Source organism: Streptococcus sp. KHUD_012 (assembly GCF_052588255.1).
The window spans coordinates 580,317-598,965 of sequence record NZ_CP159355.1 but is presented as its reverse complement, the minus strand read 5'-3'; the positions used below and the strand labels follow the sequence as shown (position 1 = coordinate 598,965).

Below are 18,649 nucleotides of genomic sequence, written 5' to 3'. Positions count from 1 at the left end.
TTGTATTACTTATCCCACACATTTCATTTAGGAGATTTATCATGTTGCATACCATTCAAGCAGATTTTTACAGACTTTTTCGCTCCAAAGGCTTTTGGATCACAGAAGCCATTCTCGTTCTCAACATCCTGTCTGGAGTCATCTTTGGAGCTACCGGCCACGTCGGCGTCAATACGGAATCCAAATTACCCCAAGCGACCGAAGTTTGGACGGGCTTTAAAGCCTTGACCAACTACTCTTCCAGCATCAGTGTGACTATCCTCTTTACCATTATTGTCATCACCTTGGTTCTAGGAACAGACTTAACGCAAAACTTATACAAGAATAGTCTGGCCTATGGCGTTTCGCGCACTAGCTACTACTTTGCCAAAAGCGCCGTTGTCCTGACCATTGCCCTCTTCCAATTTCTTGTTTCTTATGGTCTCGTCTTCTTGATCGCGACCCTCTACAATGGACTTGGCACCATGCCAGAGCACTTCCTTGCTCATTTTGGACTGACCGTGCTGATTCAGTTCCTTTCCACCTTGGCTTGGGTCAGTATCATTTCCTTCCTTCTTTACGCTAGTCAATCCATCACCTTGGCCTTCGTTGGCTACTTCATTGGAAATATCCTCTTAAGCCTTCCTGCGCTTTTCTTTAAAGATATTGATATTCTCCACTATTTAAACTTGGAATTCCAATATTCCATGGTTCAAAGTACGACAGCAACGAACAACACCCTCTCGATTGCCCTTGGATTCATCCTTGTTTTTGGCTTCCTGGGACTGGCTACTTTCAAACACAAAGATTTATAACAAAAAGGCTTGAGCGGTGCTCAAGCCTTTTTTCTTAATGTAATGTTCAAAACAAACCAATCTGCCTCCGTTGCCAATTGCAAGTCCCCGCCTAAGATCTCTACAAAATTTTGAATGATATAGAGACCCAAGCCAGATGACTCTTCTGTATCCGATAGATTTTCTGAGTAGAAGCGACTAGCCAATTGGTCTAAATGCTGAATCGGTTGCTGCACAATATTGCGCAGCTCGACCCGAATCGTGTCCGCGTCTGAGGTCAAGGTCAAGCGCGCCTGCTCCTTTCCATGCTTGAGGACATTGCTGAGCATATTTTGCAAGAGGCGCTCCCAGAGCTCGGGATCCGTAGCATAATGAAGATGCTCTTCTAGCTCTACCTCTAGGGCAACCCCCGCCTCAGACAAGCTATCATAATACTGGAACAACTGCTGGGTCAGGACTTGGCTGAGATCGACGTCTGAAATCCGAGGCTGAATAGCTCCCTCCATCAAGCGTCTGTACTCCAAGAGAGATTCCAGGCGTTTTGAGACGACTTGAAGATTGGAAGCAATTTTCTTCAGCTTTTCCTCTTCCTGCGTCCCACCCTTGATGATTTGTTGGGTGTAGCCAGATGCAATGGTCAAAGGCGTCCGGATATCGTGGGCAATATTACTAATGGCCATATCCAAGGTCTTTTTCTCTTGAAAGGCAATCCGATTGGTCCGCTCGATCTGATCAAAGAGATCACTGACCTGCTTGGTCAAGGCGACCAATTCTTTTTTTGAGACCTGGGAGGTCAGCCGTACCCCACTCCCGCTTTGAAGCTTCTTTTGAATCTGCTCCTGCAAATCTTTGAGAGCAGAGAGTAGGCGAAGGTAGCCCAGTCCCAAGAGAAGGACAAGGACGACAAGAATTAGAACTAAAACCCACATTACTTGTCTCCTTTCAAGCGAACACCCAAGCCCCAGACCGTTTCAATATAGTCCTCATCTGGGTCAAGCTGGGCAATTTTCTTTCGAAGATTGCTTAATTGGGCATTGAGGGTATTGTCTCCTGGCAGATAGACTTCTTCCCAGACAGCTTCATACAATTCTTCTTTGGTGAAAATCTTCCTTGGATGCGCCAGCAAGGTCTCAAAAATTTGAAATTCTTTTTTGCCTAAGCGAAGCGTCTGTTCGCCGGACTCCAGTTCAAAGGTTTCTGGATTTAAGACCAAATTCTTAAAGGATAGCTTTTGCGACGCTTGAGATTCCTGTGCCGGAGAGACGTGATTTCGAAACTGCACCGTCACACGAGCGGCCACTTCGTCCAGATTAAAGGGCTTGACAATATAATCATTGGCACCTGCAAGGAGGTACTGACTAATGAGGTGTTTGTCTCCCAGAGCCGTCATCATGATAACCGGTGTCTGACTCTGCAAACGGATCTCCTCCAGGACCTGGTCCCCATTTTTCCCAGGAAGCATAATATCCAGAAGGACCAAATCAACGGCTTCTTGCTGGAAGAGCCGTAGCCCTTCTGTACCTGAAAAAGCCTGAAGGACCTCATGATCTTCACTTAAGAGACTGTATAAAATTTCTTGGATATCATTATTATCCTCGATTAATAAAATCCGTGCCACTTGCCTCGCTCCTTTTTTCTTTTCTTGCGAAATCAGTTCTATTCCCCTAGCCTATCAAATAAAGGGACCTTCGTCAATGAAAATCTGATAAAATTCTATTGTACCCAGCTAGATCTGCATGTTAGATCATCACAAGATGAACTTGACGATCTTTTCTTTCAAAGGGTATAATAGGACCAATGACACAATAGGGAGACTCATCTATGAAAAATAATGCTAAAACTAAAATCAGTCTTGTATCCATCCTTGTCATCCTGGGCGTTGCTGCAAGAATGATGCGAGTCATCCACCGCCAGCAAATCAGGGAGCAAAACAGACAAACCATTCAAACGACTAAAAAGGTTGCAGAGTTTCAGAAAACACTAGACGAGGAAGAAACGAAGAAACAGAACGAAACCTTCAACAAGATTTATAATGAATCCCTTGTTCGGAATAAGTTTGAGAATTGGCAAAAAGTCGATGAACTCCATGGTTTGGGACAAAGAACTGGGCAATTTTATATCTATAACTTTGAAAAAAAAGAAGAGATTCTCTTAGAGAATACTGATCAAGCATTTGTTCTACCTATTCGAGACAAGAGTGATAACGTCACATTTCAGGCTATCTTTGCCCACAAGGACGGTCAGTGGCACATCATGAAGCCAGACGGAAGTTCTCAGTTGCAACTAGGAGCAGCCAACATTTCCGCTGAATCTAAGTTTGTCATCGAGAACAATGTCTTAGATTACGACCAGTAAATCCGTAATGACTTGGCTAAACTACATACAAAAAGCTTAGGACCCCAGCTTGTGGTTGGGATTCTAAGCTTTTTCGTTGAGAGGAGAAAGTCGGCCAGCAAGTACCGAAAACTTTTATTCAACAGAAGCCCCATTGGTCGCAATGACTTCTTTGTACCAATAGAAGGATTTCTTACGTGAGCGGGCCAAGCTTCCCTTGCCTTCGTTGTCCCGGTCGACATAGATAAAACCGTAGCGCTTCTTCATTTCTCCTGTCCCGGCAGAGACGAGGTCAATACAGCCCCAAGTCGTATAGCCCCAGAGGACAACACCATCTTCATGGATGGCCTCCCGCATGGCCTTGATGTGGGCAGCCAGGTAATCAATCCGGTAGTCATCCTCAATCTCCCCGGCTTCATTTGGGGTATCAACGGCACCTAGTCCATTTTCTACGATAAAGAGAGGTTTTTGATAACGATCCCAGATGGTGTTCAGCGTAATGCGGAGACCAAGAGGGTCAATCTGCCAACCCCATTCTGAGCTTTCTAGGTAGGGATTCTTCAGAGAGGCAAAGATATTGCCCGCTGTTTTTTCCCTTTCAGCTGGATCCCCTGAAGCGACCCGACTGGCATAGTAGGAGAAGGAAATAAAGTCCACTGTATGGTCTTTCAACAATTGAAGGTCCTGTTCCGTCATCTCGACCGTGATCCCCTGACGCTCCCACTCTTTCTTGGCATAGTTAGGGTATTCCCCACGCGCCTGCACATCGATAAAGAAATAGTTCTTGCGGTCTTCTTCTAGACCAGCCCAGACATCTCGCGGAGCACAGGTATGCGGATAGTTTTGCCCAGCTGCCAACATACAGCCCACCTTATTGTTGGGATCAATCTCATGGGCTAGCTTGGTAGCAATGGCTGAAGCGACCAACTCATGGTGAGCCGCCTGGTATTTGACCTGCTCCTCATTCTCCCCTTCTTCAAAGCAGAGACCTGCTCCCATAAAAGGCGCATGAAGGATCATATTGATCTCATTAAAGGTTAGCCAGTATTTGACCAAGCCCTTGTAGCGAGTGAAGAGGGTCCGGCAGAGACGTTCATAACATTCCAACATCTTACGACTGCGCCAACCTCCATACTCGGTAATCAAATGCATGGGACAGTCAAAGTGGGTAATGGTCACCAAGGGTTCAATGCCATACTTATGGCACTCCTTAAAGAGGTTTTCATAGAACTGTAGACCTGCTTCGTTTGGCTCTAGTTCATCTCCTTTTGGGAAAATCCGAGACCAGGCAATGGACAAACGATAGGTTTTAAAGCCCATTTCCCCAAAGAGCGCAATGTCTTCCTTGTAGCGATGGTACATATCAATGCCATCCTTAGCTGGATAAAAATAGCCTTCTTCAAAGTCGAACATCTTTTTCTGACCCGTAATAATGGCGTGCCGATCAGGCCCAATCGGCACCACATCCACATTAGCCAAGCCACGGCCGTCTTCATTATAAGCTCCCTCACACTGGTTAGCAGCCGTCGCCCCACCCCAAAAGAAACCATCTGGAAATTGAAGTTTGTCGGTCATCTCTCTACCTCACTTGATTTGATAGTTCTATTATACCCTTCTCTAACCCGAAAGTCTTACAGCATCCTATGAAAAATTGATACTATTCTAAGATTGTTTTTGTTAACGCGCAACACAAAAAGACCGGATTGCTCCGATCTTTTAAATAGTTCATTTTCTCAAATTCTGTTTTAAGAATAGCTAAGGTTGACGTTAAATGATCACGCGTCCTATTTCATACGATAAAAATCAATCACTAAACCAGCTGGGCCTTTAACTAGCAGAGATTCTGTTCCCCAATCGGTTACAACTGGACCGTTTAAAACCTGGATACCAAGCTCTTTCAATCGTTTGTAGTTCTGGTCTACATCTTCAACCTCGATATGAAGAATGATTCCTGACTGAAAGTTTTCCAAAGGAACCAAATGATTTTGAGACAACATGAGACAATGACTGCCAATCGTGAACTGAGCAAAATTGTCGTCAACATAATCGGCTTTTTTATCCAAAATACGTTCCAAGCTAGCACAGACTTGGATAACATCTGAAACGATAATATCTAATTGATTTAAATTCATTTCTTATCTTCCACAAAAAGACCGGATTGCTCCGATCTTTTTAAGTTTCTCTCTATGAAAATCAAAGAATAAACAAGGCATCGAACCGCAGGCAGTACTGGAGTACGGCAAGGTGAAGATAACGCAGTTTACATTTGATTTTCGACGAGAGGAATTATTTGATTGCGCGTGATTGCAACCCTTCTTCTTCCAAGAAGAGGCGGAATGGTACGAGTTCTTCTGCTTCGTATTTTTCCTTGAAGGCTTTGATGACTTCTTCTGAGTGTTGTTTTGGATCCAACTCAAGTACTTCTACTGGAAGTGGACGATGTGGAGTGATGCGAGCATCGATAACAACAGTTTTACCTTCTTTGTTCAATTTAACAGCTTCTGCAACGACTGCGTCGATGTCTTCGATACGGTCAACTGTAAATCCAATAGCTCCTTGAGCTTCAGCGATTTTCGCATAGTCAGCATTAGGGAAGTCACAACCAAACAAGTGTTTGTTTGTGTCTTCGTATTTGTCCTTGATGAAGGCATATTTACCATTTGAGAAGACAACGTTGATAACTGGAAGGTCGTATTGAACGTTTGTGATAACGTCTGGGTAGCACATGTTGAAGGCTCCATCACCCATGATGTTCCATACTTGGCGATCTGGATTGTCTTTCTTAGCAGCGATACCACCAGGAAGGGCAATACCCATTGTCGCAAAGAGTGGAGATGTACGCCACATGTTCTTAGGTGTCATGTGAAGGTGACGAGTAGATGTTTGAGTAGTGTCACCGACGTCGATTGAGTAGATAGCATCTTCGTCAGCGTATTTGTTAATAGCGTTGTAAACTTGATACAATTGCAATTCACCCTCAGTTTTACCTTCGAGTTTGTTCATGTAATCACGCCAGTTTTGGTTATTCTTAACGTTTGCACGCCACCATGGAGTAGATTCAACTGGATTCACTTTGTCAAGGATTGCTTTCGCTGCTTGACCTGCATCTCCAAGGATTGAAGCGTCAAGAGCATGGCGTTTACCAAGTTTGTAAGGGTCGATATCCACTTGGATGAATTTTTCAGTGTTCTTGAAGGCTTCGTAAACTTCAGCAAATGGGAAGTTTGAACCAAGGAAGAGAACAGTGTCTGCTTCAAAGACCACTTCGTTGGCTGGTTTCCAACCAACACGGTAAGCAGAACCTGTCAACCCTTCGTAGTCCCATTCGAAAGCTTCAAAGTTTTTACCAGTCGTAATGATTGGTGCTTTAATTTTACGAGACAATTCAGTGATCACATCACCCGCACCAACTCCACCGAAACCAGCGTAGATCACTGGGCGTTCAGCATTGTTCAAGATTTCAACAGCTTTATCGATTTCCACTTCGTTCAAGGCAGGAGCGATAAAGTGACGTTCATAAGAACCTGATCCGTAGTAAGAGTTTTCGTCGATTTCTTGGAAACCAAAGTTTACTGGAATTTCAACAACGGCTGGACCTTTTTTAGAAACGGCAGCACGGCAAGCTTCATCGATTACTTTTGGTAATTGTTCTGCGTAAGCTACACGTTTGTTGTAAACAGCGATACCGTTGTACATTGGGTTTTGGTTCAATTCTTGGAAGGCATCCAAGTTCAATTCGTTAACTGGACGTGATCCAAGGATAGCAAGGAATGGAGTGTTATCCATAGCTGCATCGTAAACACCATTGATCAAGTGAGTCGCACCAGGTCCACCTGAACCAACTGCAACCCCGATAGAGCCACCAAATTTAGCTTGCATAACCGCTGCAAGAGCACCAGTTTCTTCGTGACGAACTTGCAAGAAACGGATATCTTTGTCTTCAGCCAAAGCGTCCATAAGTGAGCTAAGTGTTCCAGATGGGATACCGTAGATCGTATCTACGCCCCATGTTTTCAATACATTAAGCATTGCTGCAGATGCAGTAATTTTTCCTTGAGTCATTCTAACTCTCCTTTAATTCTATTTTGATCCCTTAAAATGTAGCATAGCGCTTCTACTTCATCTTTGCGATCATCTCGCCTTGAAAATGAGTTTTTTCTGACTTTTCTCATGAAAACGATTTACAAAACGATTACAGTATTAATTTATCACAAAGAGATTCACATGTATAAGGATCTGCTCAGAGATGCTCAATCCCTATTCCATAACAGATCCTCTTTTTGAGAAATTTTCACAAACTATCCTACAATAGGGTATTTTACTATAGTTTTATACCCATCCCTTTTCCTTGTCGTTCTAGGAAAAAGAGAAAAAGAGTGATACAGAATTCTGTACCACTTCTTATTTTCATTAATCAATCTTCGCGACATTGAGAAGCAGTGAGCTAGTCAAAACAGACACAGAACTAAGGGCCATAGCAAGACCTGCTAGTTCTGGATTGAGGGTCAATCCCAGTCCTACAAAGACTCCAGCAGCAATTGGAATCCCAAGGATATTGTAGATAGAGGCCCAGAAGAGATTGAGTAAGATCCGACGGAAGGTCTTTTGACTCATGTCAAAGGCGCGCACAACGCCAAGCAAATCATTTTGCGTGAGCACGATGCCACCGGACTCGATCGCAATATCCGTTCCAGATCCCATAGCAATTCCGACATCGGCGATCGAAAGAGCTGGAGCATCATTGATCCCATCTCCCACAAAGGCTACCTTACTGCTTTCTTGCAGTTTTTGGATGGCGCTAGCTTTTTCTTGAGGGAGCACATCAGCGATCACGGTATCAATGCCCACTTGCTTAGCAATAGCTTGGGCCACCCGTTCATTATCCCCTGTTAACATGACCGTTTTCAAGCCCCGTTCTTTGAGCTTTTTGATCGCTTCTTTTGAGCTGGCCTTCGGAGCATCTTGAATGGCAATCAAGCCAATCACTTGCCCATCCACAGACAAACTGATCACTGTTTTGGCCTGCTCTTGCAACTCTACCATCCGTTTTTCAAGCTCCGGATCCATCAATGTCCCGTCATGAAGTTTGCCATTTCCCAAGGTCACCAACTGCTGGTCGATCTGACCTTGGACCCCTTTTCCTTCAATCGCTTGGAAGTTTTCCACAGGGGTTAGCACCAAACCTTTTTCTTCTGCTCGTGATAAGACCGCTTGCGCTAGGGGATGTTCTGAAAAAGTTTCAAGACTAGCAGCCAGTGTCAAGACACGCGCTTCATCTCCTACAACATCGGTTACAAGTGGTTGGCCAATGGTAATAGTCCCTGTCTTATCAAACACAACGGTTTGAATCTTTTGCACTTCTTGAAGAACGGTTCCATTTTTAATCAGAACCCCCATCTTGGCACTACGGCCGGTTCCGACCATCAGGGCAGTCGGCGTCGCCAAACCAAGGGCACAAGGACAGGCAATAATGAGGACAGAGACTGCATAGAGCATGGCCTCTTGGAGCGACGCGCCCAGAAGCACGGACCAAACCCAGAAAGTCGCAATGGCCAAAATCGTCACCACTGGAACAAAGATACCTGAAATCTTATCCGTCAAATCTTGAATAGGAGCACGACTGGATTGGGCCATTTTGACAAAGTCCACAATTTGAGATAAGAGGGTCTCACTACCGACTTTTTCAGCCTTAAAGAGAATGGTCCCATTGCTGTTGATAGTGGAGCCGATAACTGCATCACCAACTGATTTTTCCACAGGCAAGCTTTCACCTGTCACCATCGACTCATCAATGGTCGTACTTCCTTCTACAATCGTCCCATCAACCGCGATCTTTTCCCCAGGACGGACCCGAATCAAATCACCAATGTGGATATCTTCCGCCGCCACCTCGACATAGTTCCCATCACGAAGAACTTGAGCCGTTTTTGCCTGCAAATCCAACAACTTTTCCACAGCCTCGGAGGCATTGTTACGCATCCGTTCCTCAAAGACTTGCCCTAAGAGGATAAAGAAGATGATAAAACCCGCAGCCTCAAAGTATACTGGCTGACCAGTAAAGAGGGCAAATACACTATAGACATAGGCTACCAGAGTTCCCAGAGCTACCAAGGTATCCATATTGGAATGGTGCTTCTTAAATGAGGCCCAGGCACTCTTGATAAAAGGAACTCCTGCCACTAGCATAATCGGCGTTGTCGCTAGAAAAGTCCCCCAGCGACTGACTGGATGGGATACAAATCCTGCCATCATCCCGATCATCAAGATCAATAAGGGAAGAGTAAAGATACTAGTAATCCAAAATCGACCCAGTAAACTTAAGACACGACGGCGTTTTTCCACAACCGTGTAGGAACCCTTTTGCATCTTCATTCCACATGAAAACTCGAAGTCCCCTGTTTCTGTCGGGGTAAAGGATATCACCTTATCCACACCGACTTCCAAAGGCTCTAAAATCCCCTGATCTTCAAACAAAATTTCCTTGTAACAGCCGGAAGGATTGACCCGATGGAAGGTGATTTCAGCAGGGATCCCTTTTTGAAGTTGAAATTCCTTTGGACTATAGCCTTTTTCTGCTGTAATACGGATCTTTTGCACTCCGTTTTCCACAACTGCTTTTTGTTTTTCTACCATACCTACTCCTTTATTCCACAATCATGTGACCATGCATCATGTTCATTCCACATGAATACCCATATTCGCCCGCTTTTTCTGGCGTAATTTCAATGACATGTTTTTCACCTAAAGGCAAAGCTTCATGAACCCCAAAGTCTGGAAAGATCACTTGATCCAGACATGAAGATGGATCCTTGCGATTAAAGATGATCCGGGCTGGAACATTCTTTTTCAGGACAATGGTTTCAGGCGAATAGCCCCCCATGACTTCGACTTCAATTTCTTGATAACCTGATTTCTGACGAGCGTGGTCGCTTACCTTTTCATGCTCTGCAAAGAACCACCAAGCAATAAAAGCAACCCCAAGTAAACAAACAATACTAATCACCAATCCAAACATGAAATTTCCTTCTTTCTATTACATACAATTGCAAGGGACTATTTCGACAGCCTCTGCTTTCTTTTCTTCGAGGACCTGCTGCAGCTGATTAAGATCTGCTAGCGTAAAGTCACTCGCCTGAATCATGTTTTCAAGCACCTGGACAATCCTTTTTGAACAAACCTTGTCCTTCACATCCTCAACGACCAAGTCTAAGCTCTGGTCCTGCGTCAACAGTGCCGAGTAGACAAAGGCTTTGCCTGATTTTTCTCTAGTCAAGCACCCCTTTTCCACCAAGCGCGTCAAGAGAGTCTTGATGGTCGACTTCGACCAGTCAAAGCGCTCAGACAAGACTGCAATCAAATCCGTGCTGGTCTGCTTGCCTTCCATCCAGATAATCTTCATGATGCGCCATTCCGCATTTGAAATTTGCATGGTCTCTCCTCTCAAAATCTACATTTGTAAATCTTATGATGCTATTCTACTCCTAAGATTTACATTTGTCAACCAAAAGATTTTAAAAAAACAAATCTTCCTTTGAAGATTTGTCTGATTGGGCTTTTTTCGCTCCTATTTTAGTCTCTATAATGTCTCCTGCAGGGCTTGAGCTAGGATGCGGTAACCTGCCACACTTAAATGGAGGCCATCTGTCGTATAGGCTTCTGCCAACTGCCCCACTTCATCCAATAAAGACGAGTACACATCGACATAGCTGACCTGGTGGTAAGCTTGGACCAATTCGCGATAGGCCAGATTGAGGGCCTGAATTTTTTCATTGGTCCGCACATAGACCTTTTGTTTGTAGCGCTCTTCTTGACTCACCGGTAAAACCGAGATCAAGTTGATGTGGGTCAGCGGAAATTCCCGCATAATTGCTTGTAAGACCGCTTCTACATTGTCCAAGGTTTCCTTTTGAGGAATTTCTTTTCCGATATCATTGGTCCCGATCAAGAGAAAGATCTGATCCACCGCCGTTCCAAAGACATGGGCGTCTAGATGTTTACGAAGAAGATCCGTCTTATAGCCTCGCACTCCTCGATTGACCATGTGTTTGGGACTTTGTAATAGTTCATGAATGGGGAAATACTCCACGATGGAGTCTCCGATAAAGATCAAACCAGGATCTTTCAGAGGGGCTTGATTGAGCTCCCGATAGGTTGTTATGATTTTCTCCTGCTCCTTTAAGAGCCAGTCTTCTAACAGTTGTACCGCCATCTAATTCTTTCCTTTCACTTGTTCCCAGGGGGTCAATCCTAGATACTCTTCGATCACCTGGTAGACACCACCTTCCTGATGGCTCGGAGCTAGGTGTTTGGCAACAGCCTTGACAGCTTCTTCTGCATTGGCTACAGCATAGGAGTGACCGGACATTTCAAGCATTTCGATGTCGTTTCCGCTATCCCCAAAGGCCATGACCTGGCTAGCATTAAGCTGCCACATCTCCATTAATTGAGCCAGTCCCCAAGCCTTGTGAATGCCTGCTTGTAAGAGATCCATGCTGCCAAAACCGCTCGAAACCGCCATGAGCTGATCTCCGAAAGCCTGCTGGACTTCCCGACGCACTTGATCGAGACGATCCAAGCCAACAACCAAGCTCATTTTAAGCACCTGATCAAATAGATCTGCTGTCAATTCTGGAACAAACTTCATCCGCTTGTACAAGGCTTCAATCACTTCCGGCTGCATGAATTTCTCAACTTCTGTAAAGACCGTTCCTTCCTTGACAAAGCCACCATTGACAGCTGACACAACCAGCTGGTCTGAAATTTCCCTCCCCTTAAAATAAGCAAGAACCGCCTCTACTAGCTCTCGATCCCAGAATTTCCCAAGAATCATCTGGTCATCCTCAAAAATCCGTGCTCCATTGGCTACGACGAGAGTCACCCGCTTGACCAAAGGACCCAAGAGCTGGCGCATGCGATGGATTTCATTTCCCGTCGCAATGACAAAGCGAATCCCTTTTTGATCCAAGTGGTCCAATAGCCTTTCCAGGCGCGGAAGATCCACCTCTCCTCGCTCATCTAATAAGGTCCCATCCATATCTGTTGCAATCAACTTAATCATACAATCTAACCTTTTCCCTTTCAAAGGGTGCAAATTATCTGATCCCATTATACCACAGATCAAGCAAGTCAAAACCACCCGTGAAAACGGGCGGCTTCCTATTGGGTTGAAGGTTGCAACTAAAGGCCAAGGGATCTTATGAATATAAGCCCTTCTCCACACTTTCCTGAATTAACTCTTCCGTCAGTTTCCATAACACTTTGGATTCACTTTTTATAAATTTTTTCTTTTCTAATACCATCTCTGAACGGATATGATCAGGATTATAATTGACTTCTGACACTTCTAAGTGATTAATCAGTGGTACCAATGCGTCAATCACTCTTACATATCTTGCCTCAGGACTCTGCCCTTTTTCAAACTCCAACCACGAATTTTTCATATTCACATATGTTGCTTCTGGAAGGAGGCTTATTGTTTTTTCTATAGATGCGAGCTCTCTATCATGAGCATGAAGCTTTTTTTCATCATCAAACACCCAAGTATCTCCGGCATAAATCTCTCCTAAATCATGAATCAGTAACATAGAAATCACCTTTTCCATATTCAATTTTTCAGGATAATAATCTTGCAGAACCATCGCAGCTATCGCACCCTGCCAAGAATGCTCGGCACTATTTTCAAACCGTCCATCAAGGGTTCTATTAAACCTTGTTACCGACTTTAATTTCTCGATTTCTTTAATAAATTCAACTGTCTGATTCAGATCACTCATGGCGACTCCAACCTCCCTATTCGAAATTACGACTATCATACCAAAAATCAGGTTTTCCATAAATGAATTCCCGTATTTGCAAAAGAAAAGGAAAATAATTCAGATTGGATACAAAATTATCTTAGAAACTTTCCGTTGTGAGAAAAGTGCCTGAAACAATAACGTTTCAGGCACTAGGAATTATTGAGACCTTAGGCTCAATAATTAGTCATGGAACTTCGTAGAAGTTCGCTGACGTCCGTACTCACCTAAGGAAAGTTTTTAATATGACTTTGTCTTAAATCTGAAGCTACTGCTTAGCTTCTATTTTTTAACCAACAAAAGCCCAAATAATGGCAATTAGCACTGCTGGAAGGAGATTGGCGACCTTGATCCGTTTGCCCCAAATGAGATTGATCCCTACACAGAGAATGAGGCTGGAGCCGACTAGTGACAGATTCGAAAGGGCTTGTGGAGTCATGATCGGTGCGATCAAATGGGCCAAAAGGGTGATCAATCCCTGAAGGATCACAAGTGGTACCACCGCAAAGATTGCGCCCTTTCCTTTTGAAACGGTCAAGACCAGAACGATAACCATATCGAGAATAGCCTTGGCCAACAAGGTCGAGGTGTCGCCTGTTAGTCCATCCTGGACAGCTCCAACCACCGCCATAGCCCCAATACAAATGGTCAAGGCCGTGGTCATAAAGGCATCAACAAAGCTGGTATCGCCTTGGTTGCCCGTCTTTTCCTTCAGCCAGGTTCCCAGGCGCTCAAAGCCTTCCTCAATCTTCAAGAGTTCCCCAATAACGGTCCCGATCACTAGACTCAGAATCAACATCATACTGCCGTGACTTTCCACATGACTTCCATGCACCACCAGCATCTTTTCCAAGGTCCCTGCAATGCCCAAGACAAATACAGCAACTCCTGTCACTTTCAGAAGGGTCTCATGAAAATCTTCTGACAAACGTTGACCGATGAGCAATCCTAAAAGCCCACCAAATACGACCCCTAAGGCATTATAGAAGGTCCCTAAACCGATCATTAACAAACTCCTTCGTTCATTTTCATTCTTTTTTAATTTCTTTCAAAGACCAGTGGCCCGTCTCTTCATACTGGTCAATCAAGTCCTTGGCTGTTTGCGTAATCTCCTCTGGATAATGCAGGCTTTCTAGCGTATTGACCGCATTCTTGGTTACGGCTGACCCTGGCTTGATCTGGTAGTCAAAGACGATCTTGCCATCCACATAGCGACTGTCAAAATGGTAATTATCATTGACTTCACCGGAGGCTGCGACCAGCTCAATATCATGGCTGGAAATCATGTAGAGGCAGTTTTGGGCAGCTAACCAGCGGACAATCCCAAGGCCTGATCCGATCCGCTCGATGGTATTGGTCCCCTTAAAGAGCTCGTCAATAAAGAAATAGTGAAAACCAGGCTTTTTCAGATGCTGAATCATACGTAAAATAGCTTTACTTTCGGTGATGAAGTAACTATCTCCAACTTCAATGTCATCGCTCACATCCATAGCCGTTAGCACATGACCATAGGGAAGGGCTAATTTTTCTCCATAGGCAAAGCCTAACCCTTGAGCCAGAATGGCATTGATGGCGACAGTTTTCAGGTAGGTCGATTTCCCGGAGGCATTGTCCCCACTGATGACCATATTTTTCTGAAAATGCACATCATTCGCAATCGGATTGGACAGCAAAGGATGATAGAGCGTCTCGCCCTCAATGCCACCCGTCTCTGTAAAGACTGGCTGGCAGACCACTTCTAGATCCCGCTTATGGCGCAAGAGACTAATGGCGACTTCCATCTCTCCAAGGAGATCCAGAAGCTTCTGGGCCTCTTTTTGATGAGCTTTCACCTGATTGTAAATATAGACCTGAGCGATCTGCGGGAGTAAAAAGAGGACGTTGAGGTAGAGGAGAACAATTTCCATCTCAGAGGTCCCCGTTGGACTCTGCAAGACACTGGCAAGGATCCGCGTTTTCTTAAAGGGTTTAACTGCCTGCTTGAGTTCTTCTTGTTGTAGCAAGGCTAGATGACTCAAGCGTTCTGCCGAAGCAAAGATACGGACCAGATAGCTAACATTATCCAGACGGATTTTATTGGACCAATTGCGCAAACTCGAAAAGACAATATTAAAGACCACACTGATCACCAAGAGGGTAATCGCCCCGACTGGCTCAAAGGGGATGGCAAAGAGACAGACAATAGGAAGGCAGGCCAAGGCTAGATAGAGGGGCAAACCTGCATAATGCTTGCCGGGATTTGCGACAATGCTCCGCGCCATGTTGTGGTTCTTCTTGCCCAGTTGGTTGAAAATGACCTGAACCTTGAGGCGCAAATCAGGATGCTCTTCAAAAAAGACTTCTAAGTCATGAAGCTGGGCCTGAGGCTGGAATTCCAGCAGGCGCATTTTTTGATAGAGAGCCTCTGCTCCAAGGCTCGATTGGGTATAGTTGAGCTGATCAAAGACCGCATCCAAAGCCAAATCATGCCAGGTCTGATCATCCACTTGGCTATCGATCGTCTGTCCCTTAGCTGGATATGTCAGACTATCTATCAAACTTTCTTCTGTGTCTTTCTTACGAAAGAAAGGCGCTCCATCCCAAGCCTTCTTCAGCTTTTGCTTGAGGCGGATAGCCGTAAGAAATTTGGTTGCCAAAATCACCACGATCAATCCTAGGATCCCAAGCGGGATCCAGTTCACATTTCCTTCCATGCTCTATTCCTTTCCACTCTGAGGCCAGTCCAAGTGAACATGTTCCTTCATTTCTCGGTATGCCGTGTCCACTCTCTCCTTGGTCTCCTCATCCAGCTTGTCGCGGTATTTGCCACCCTGGATAAAATCTTCCAAGATATAGGTCTGGTACTTGTACAAGTCATAGCCTTCAGGAGAATAGGTTCCTTTCGGAGTCCGACTGACCCAGGTTGGATGAGCAGTAGCCGTCTTAATCCGTGTCTTGCGGCCGACCTTTTCGATGGTCACATCCATCAAGACTCCTCGCTCTGTCCATTGGGCAGTCTCCACATCTCCCATAGTTTCCAGACGCTGATTGGACAGGAAATTCCCCATCGAGTAGATAATGAGCTTGTTTTGACCATCTTTATTGACCACTTCAGCAGGCTCTACAACATGGGGATGTCCGCCAAAAACGATATCAGCGCCCCAAGAAATCATTTTATGATAGAGCTCTTTTTGCTCTTCTGTCGGCTCTAACTGGTACTCAACTCCCATCTGGGGCATAACAATGGTGATATCAGCCTCTTGCTCCGCCTTTTGGATCTCTGCCTTCATCCGTTCTTCGTCTAGGTCAGACAAAACATTCGCCTGCTCTTCTGGAGTAAGGGTCGTTTCCATTCCATTAAAGCCGTAAGCGTAGGCTAGAATAGCAATCTTGATGCCATTCACTTCCTTGATCACTAAGGGGGCCTGGCCTCTCTTTTCATGCGTGTAAACACCGACAGGGGTGATGCCTGCATCTTCAAAGGCCTTGGCTGTCGAATAGACCCCTTCTAGGCCTGAATCCAGGATGTGGTTGTGTCCCAAATCCATGACATCATAACCAGCATCCTTGATGGCTGGTACGACTTCGCTTGGCGCATTAAAGAGGGGATAACCTGACAAATAGTAATTCGGGTCAATGGTTCCCTCAAAATCACCCAAGGCCAGATCCGCCTTTTGTAGCCAGGGTTTGACATACTCATAATTTTCATGAAAATCATAGGTCCCATCTTCTTTTTGTGCACTCATATAGACCAGATCATGATAGAGCTGATCTCCATTAGCCATGATCCGCGCTGTATGAGGAATCTGATCAGCCGGTGTTTTTGCCTTGTACACAACCTCTGGCCGTTCCGTTGCGGTGATCGGAAAGCCTTGAAACTTTTGTACCCACAAGATGGCATTAGCCACGATAAAAACGACTGACAAGAGCACATAGACAAACTGTTCATTAGTCAGCTGAATCCTTGAAAAGAGACGATCAAAAGCCCAATCAAAGGCCGCTGACAACTCTTTTCCCATCGTCTTGATGGTCTCTTTCACATTCTCCCATTTCTCTATCATTTCTACCTCTTCTTCATATCCAGTTTCTCCAATGATCCGCCAACAGATTGAGCTGTCATTGAAATACTTTCTCTTCATTGTATCACAATTTTTAAGAAGAGAAAAAAGAGAGCAGGACAGAAGCGCCATTGTTTAGAAACGCTTCATCGTCCTGCTCTTGCACAGTTGATTGATTCATATAAATGGTCGCTAATCACTTCTTATCGTTTGATTTGGACAAGCTAATCGCAACCATGACAAGACTTAGGAAAAAGGCCGAAAGCAACCCTTTTGTAGTCCGATTCATAAAAGGTTGATGAAATACAAAATGATTATAGGCAATAAATCCTAATCCAATTAGAGTCACCAAAGCCGAAAGCGCAAAAATCGTTCGCCATAAATTTCTATTTTTCATCATAAACTCCGTTTCTCTAAAATGAATGTTTGGGAAATGAATCAACTAAAAAATCGTCCTACAACATCCAAAATATACCGATTCAACAAACAGTTATATATCCTACTGTAGGAAACATAGATTTCTGACATCTTCACCTTTTTTATGATTTCAGTCTAACATAAAATAAAAAAAGCAACATGACTTAAATGTCGGGTTGCTAAAAATCGTTCTTTTTTTCTTCTATTAATCTTTGTACCAGCACTTCATCATCCAATAATTCAGCAAATGTAATTGCCTTTCCATACAACTCCTCAGATTTCTCCTTGCTCTTTTCCACATGGAGCATATATTTTGCTTTAAACATATAAATAAGAGGTTTGTAATAAACATGTCTCGTCTTATCAATTACATCTTCGAAAGTTTGAATATATTTAAGCGTACATTTTTCTTCCAACTGAGCTAGCAAAACAAGCAATATTTTTTCCAACTGTGTCAGGTATTCCTTGTCCCTATAATCTATGTCAAGCATTACTTTATCAGCCAACTCCTGAAAATACCTTTTATCTTCTAATCCTACAGCACAGCAAAAAAAGTAGAGTTCGATAATTAACAAGTCATTAACCGTATAAATTGTTTTCTTTAAGATTTGTTGAAAGTATTCTTCTAAAAGAGCAAGACCATATCTCACATCCGAACTATTATAAATATCTAGACGCGCTTGAATCACATCTATAAGTAATTGTTCATCCTCTGGAAGAAGATCGTAGTAACATTCCCCAATTTCTTCTAAAATCGCTTGTTTCCGCTCAATTCGTTCTTGATCCGCATAGGTCGGACTATCTACCAATTCTTTCTTTAACCTTAGATAATCTTTTGGTATTTCAATTTTGTCAATATCAACAAAATACTGAACTTCGACATTCAGTTTTTTCGCTAAATATATTAATTTGGGTACAGTGGGCATAGCCTGACCATTCTCAATTCGGGCTAATTGCCGAATAGTCAATTCAGATTCATCATCGCAAATATCTGCTTGTGTAGATTTTCTATCTAGTCGTGTAGATTTTATTTTTTTCCCAATCTCTTTTTTTAAATCTTTCATCATCAGTACATCTCTACAAATTAAATATTATACTAATTTTAACACATATTTTGGTAGAATAACGAAAACATTTTCATATTTTCCTTAAAAAGCATCCTAACTTGAAAATCATGCTCCTTATTTATAAAAGTGGCTTCTGTCTCTCAGAATGTGGATCTTTTTCTTACCTAAGGCAACCCAAGTGGTATTGCAGAAAACATCATCACGATTTTCAACTGATGCAAGCATCT

General features: G+C 43.8%; 18 protein-coding genes. 2 read left to right on the top strand and 16 right to left on the bottom strand.

What is annotated here, in order from left to right:
• Window positions 1–41: 41 nt before the first annotated feature.
• Window positions 42–794, top strand: coding sequence for an ABC transporter permease (locus tag ABVF55_RS02915; protein WP_021153840.1), 753 nt, complete (start codon window positions 42–44; stop codon window positions 792–794).
• A 20-nt stretch (window positions 795–814) separates the two neighbouring features.
• Here the strand turns inward: ABVF55_RS02915 and ABVF55_RS02910 are convergent, their stop codons facing one another.
• A complete protein-coding gene (locus ABVF55_RS02910) occupies window positions 815–1,702 on the bottom strand; it encodes a sensor histidine kinase (RefSeq protein WP_445285501.1) in 888 nt (295 codons plus the stop codon).
• Complete coding sequence (locus ABVF55_RS02905) at window positions 1,702–2,391, bottom strand: response regulator transcription factor (protein ID WP_445285500.1); 690 nt, start codon at window positions 2,389–2,391, stop codon at window positions 1,702–1,704. Before ABVF55_RS02905 ends, ABVF55_RS02910 begins: the two co-directional genes overlap by 1 nt.
• A 203-nt stretch (window positions 2,392–2,594) precedes the next feature.
• Here ABVF55_RS02905 and ABVF55_RS02900 point away from each other — a divergent pair, with 203 nt between their 5' ends.
• Window positions 2,595–3,128: a hypothetical protein gene (locus ABVF55_RS02900; protein WP_445285499.1), complete on the top strand. Its 534-nt coding sequence runs from the start codon at window positions 2,595–2,597 to the stop codon at window positions 3,126–3,128.
• Between the two features lie 114 nt (window positions 3,129–3,242).
• Here the strand turns inward: ABVF55_RS02900 and ABVF55_RS02895 are convergent, their stop codons facing one another.
• The 14 genes from ABVF55_RS02895 to ABVF55_RS02830 all read right to left on the bottom strand — a co-directional run bounded on the left by ABVF55_RS02895 (window position 3,243) and on the right by ABVF55_RS02830 (window position 18,422).
• A complete protein-coding gene (locus tag ABVF55_RS02895; protein ID WP_445285498.1) occupies window positions 3,243–4,682 on the bottom strand; it encodes a 6-phospho-beta-glucosidase in 1,440 nt (479 codons plus the stop codon).
• A gap of 209 nt (window positions 4,683–4,891) precedes the next feature.
• Window positions 4,892–5,239, bottom strand: a complete 348-nt coding sequence (locus tag ABVF55_RS02890) for a VOC family protein (RefSeq protein ID WP_155172543.1) — start codon at window positions 5,237–5,239, stop codon at window positions 4,892–4,894.
• Window positions 5,240–5,393: 154 nt separating this feature from the next.
• Window positions 5,394–7,169, bottom strand: coding sequence for a pyruvate oxidase (gene spxB, locus ABVF55_RS02885; protein ID WP_445285497.1), 1,776 nt, complete (start codon window positions 7,167–7,169; stop codon window positions 5,394–5,396).
• A gap of 348 nt (window positions 7,170–7,517) precedes the next feature.
• Complete coding sequence (locus tag ABVF55_RS02880; RefSeq protein ID WP_445285496.1) at window positions 7,518–9,740, bottom strand: heavy metal translocating P-type ATPase; 2,223 nt, start codon at window positions 9,738–9,740, stop codon at window positions 7,518–7,520.
• A gap of 10 nt (window positions 9,741–9,750) precedes the next feature.
• Entirely contained in the window at window positions 9,751–10,122 is a 372-nt protein-coding gene (locus tag ABVF55_RS02875) for a cupredoxin domain-containing protein (RefSeq protein WP_445285495.1), read from the bottom strand.
• An 18-nt stretch (window positions 10,123–10,140) separates the two neighbouring features.
• Window positions 10,141–10,536, bottom strand: coding sequence for a CopY/TcrY family copper transport repressor (locus ABVF55_RS02870; protein WP_041826450.1), 396 nt, complete (start codon window positions 10,534–10,536; stop codon window positions 10,141–10,143).
• 147 nt (window positions 10,537–10,683) lie between these two features.
• Entirely contained in the window at window positions 10,684–11,316 is a 633-nt protein-coding gene (locus ABVF55_RS02865) for an SGNH/GDSL hydrolase family protein (protein ID WP_445285494.1), read from the bottom strand.
• A complete protein-coding gene (locus tag ABVF55_RS02860; RefSeq protein WP_445285493.1) occupies window positions 11,317–12,165 on the bottom strand; it encodes an HAD family hydrolase in 849 nt (282 codons plus the stop codon).
• 136 nt (window positions 12,166–12,301) lie between these two features.
• Window positions 12,302–12,880: an HD domain-containing protein gene (locus tag ABVF55_RS02855; protein ID WP_445285644.1), complete on the bottom strand. Its 579-nt coding sequence runs from the start codon at window positions 12,878–12,880 to the stop codon at window positions 12,302–12,304.
• 310 nt (window positions 12,881–13,190) lie between these two features.
• On the bottom strand, window positions 13,191–13,907 hold the full coding sequence (locus tag ABVF55_RS02850; protein WP_070675372.1) for a DUF554 domain-containing protein: 717 nt from the start codon (window positions 13,905–13,907) through the stop codon (window positions 13,191–13,193).
• Window positions 13,908–13,929: 22 nt separating this feature from the next.
• A complete protein-coding gene (locus tag ABVF55_RS02845) occupies window positions 13,930–15,594 on the bottom strand; it encodes a MutS-related protein (protein ID WP_445285492.1) in 1,665 nt (554 codons plus the stop codon).
• Window positions 15,595–15,597: 3 nt separating this feature from the next.
• A complete protein-coding gene (locus ABVF55_RS02840) occupies window positions 15,598–16,941 on the bottom strand; it encodes a CapA family protein (protein WP_445285491.1) in 1,344 nt (447 codons plus the stop codon).
• A 193-nt stretch (window positions 16,942–17,134) separates the two neighbouring features.
• Window positions 17,135–17,338, bottom strand: a complete 204-nt coding sequence (locus ABVF55_RS02835) for a hypothetical protein (RefSeq protein ID WP_080982772.1) — start codon at window positions 17,336–17,338, stop codon at window positions 17,135–17,137.
• 196 nt (window positions 17,339–17,534) lie between these two features.
• Window positions 17,535–18,422 (bottom strand): helix-turn-helix domain-containing protein, encoded by an 888-nt coding sequence (locus ABVF55_RS02830; protein ID WP_320909730.1) that lies wholly within the window; start codon window positions 18,420–18,422, stop codon window positions 17,535–17,537.
• Between the last annotated feature and the right edge of the window lie 227 nt (window positions 18,423–18,649).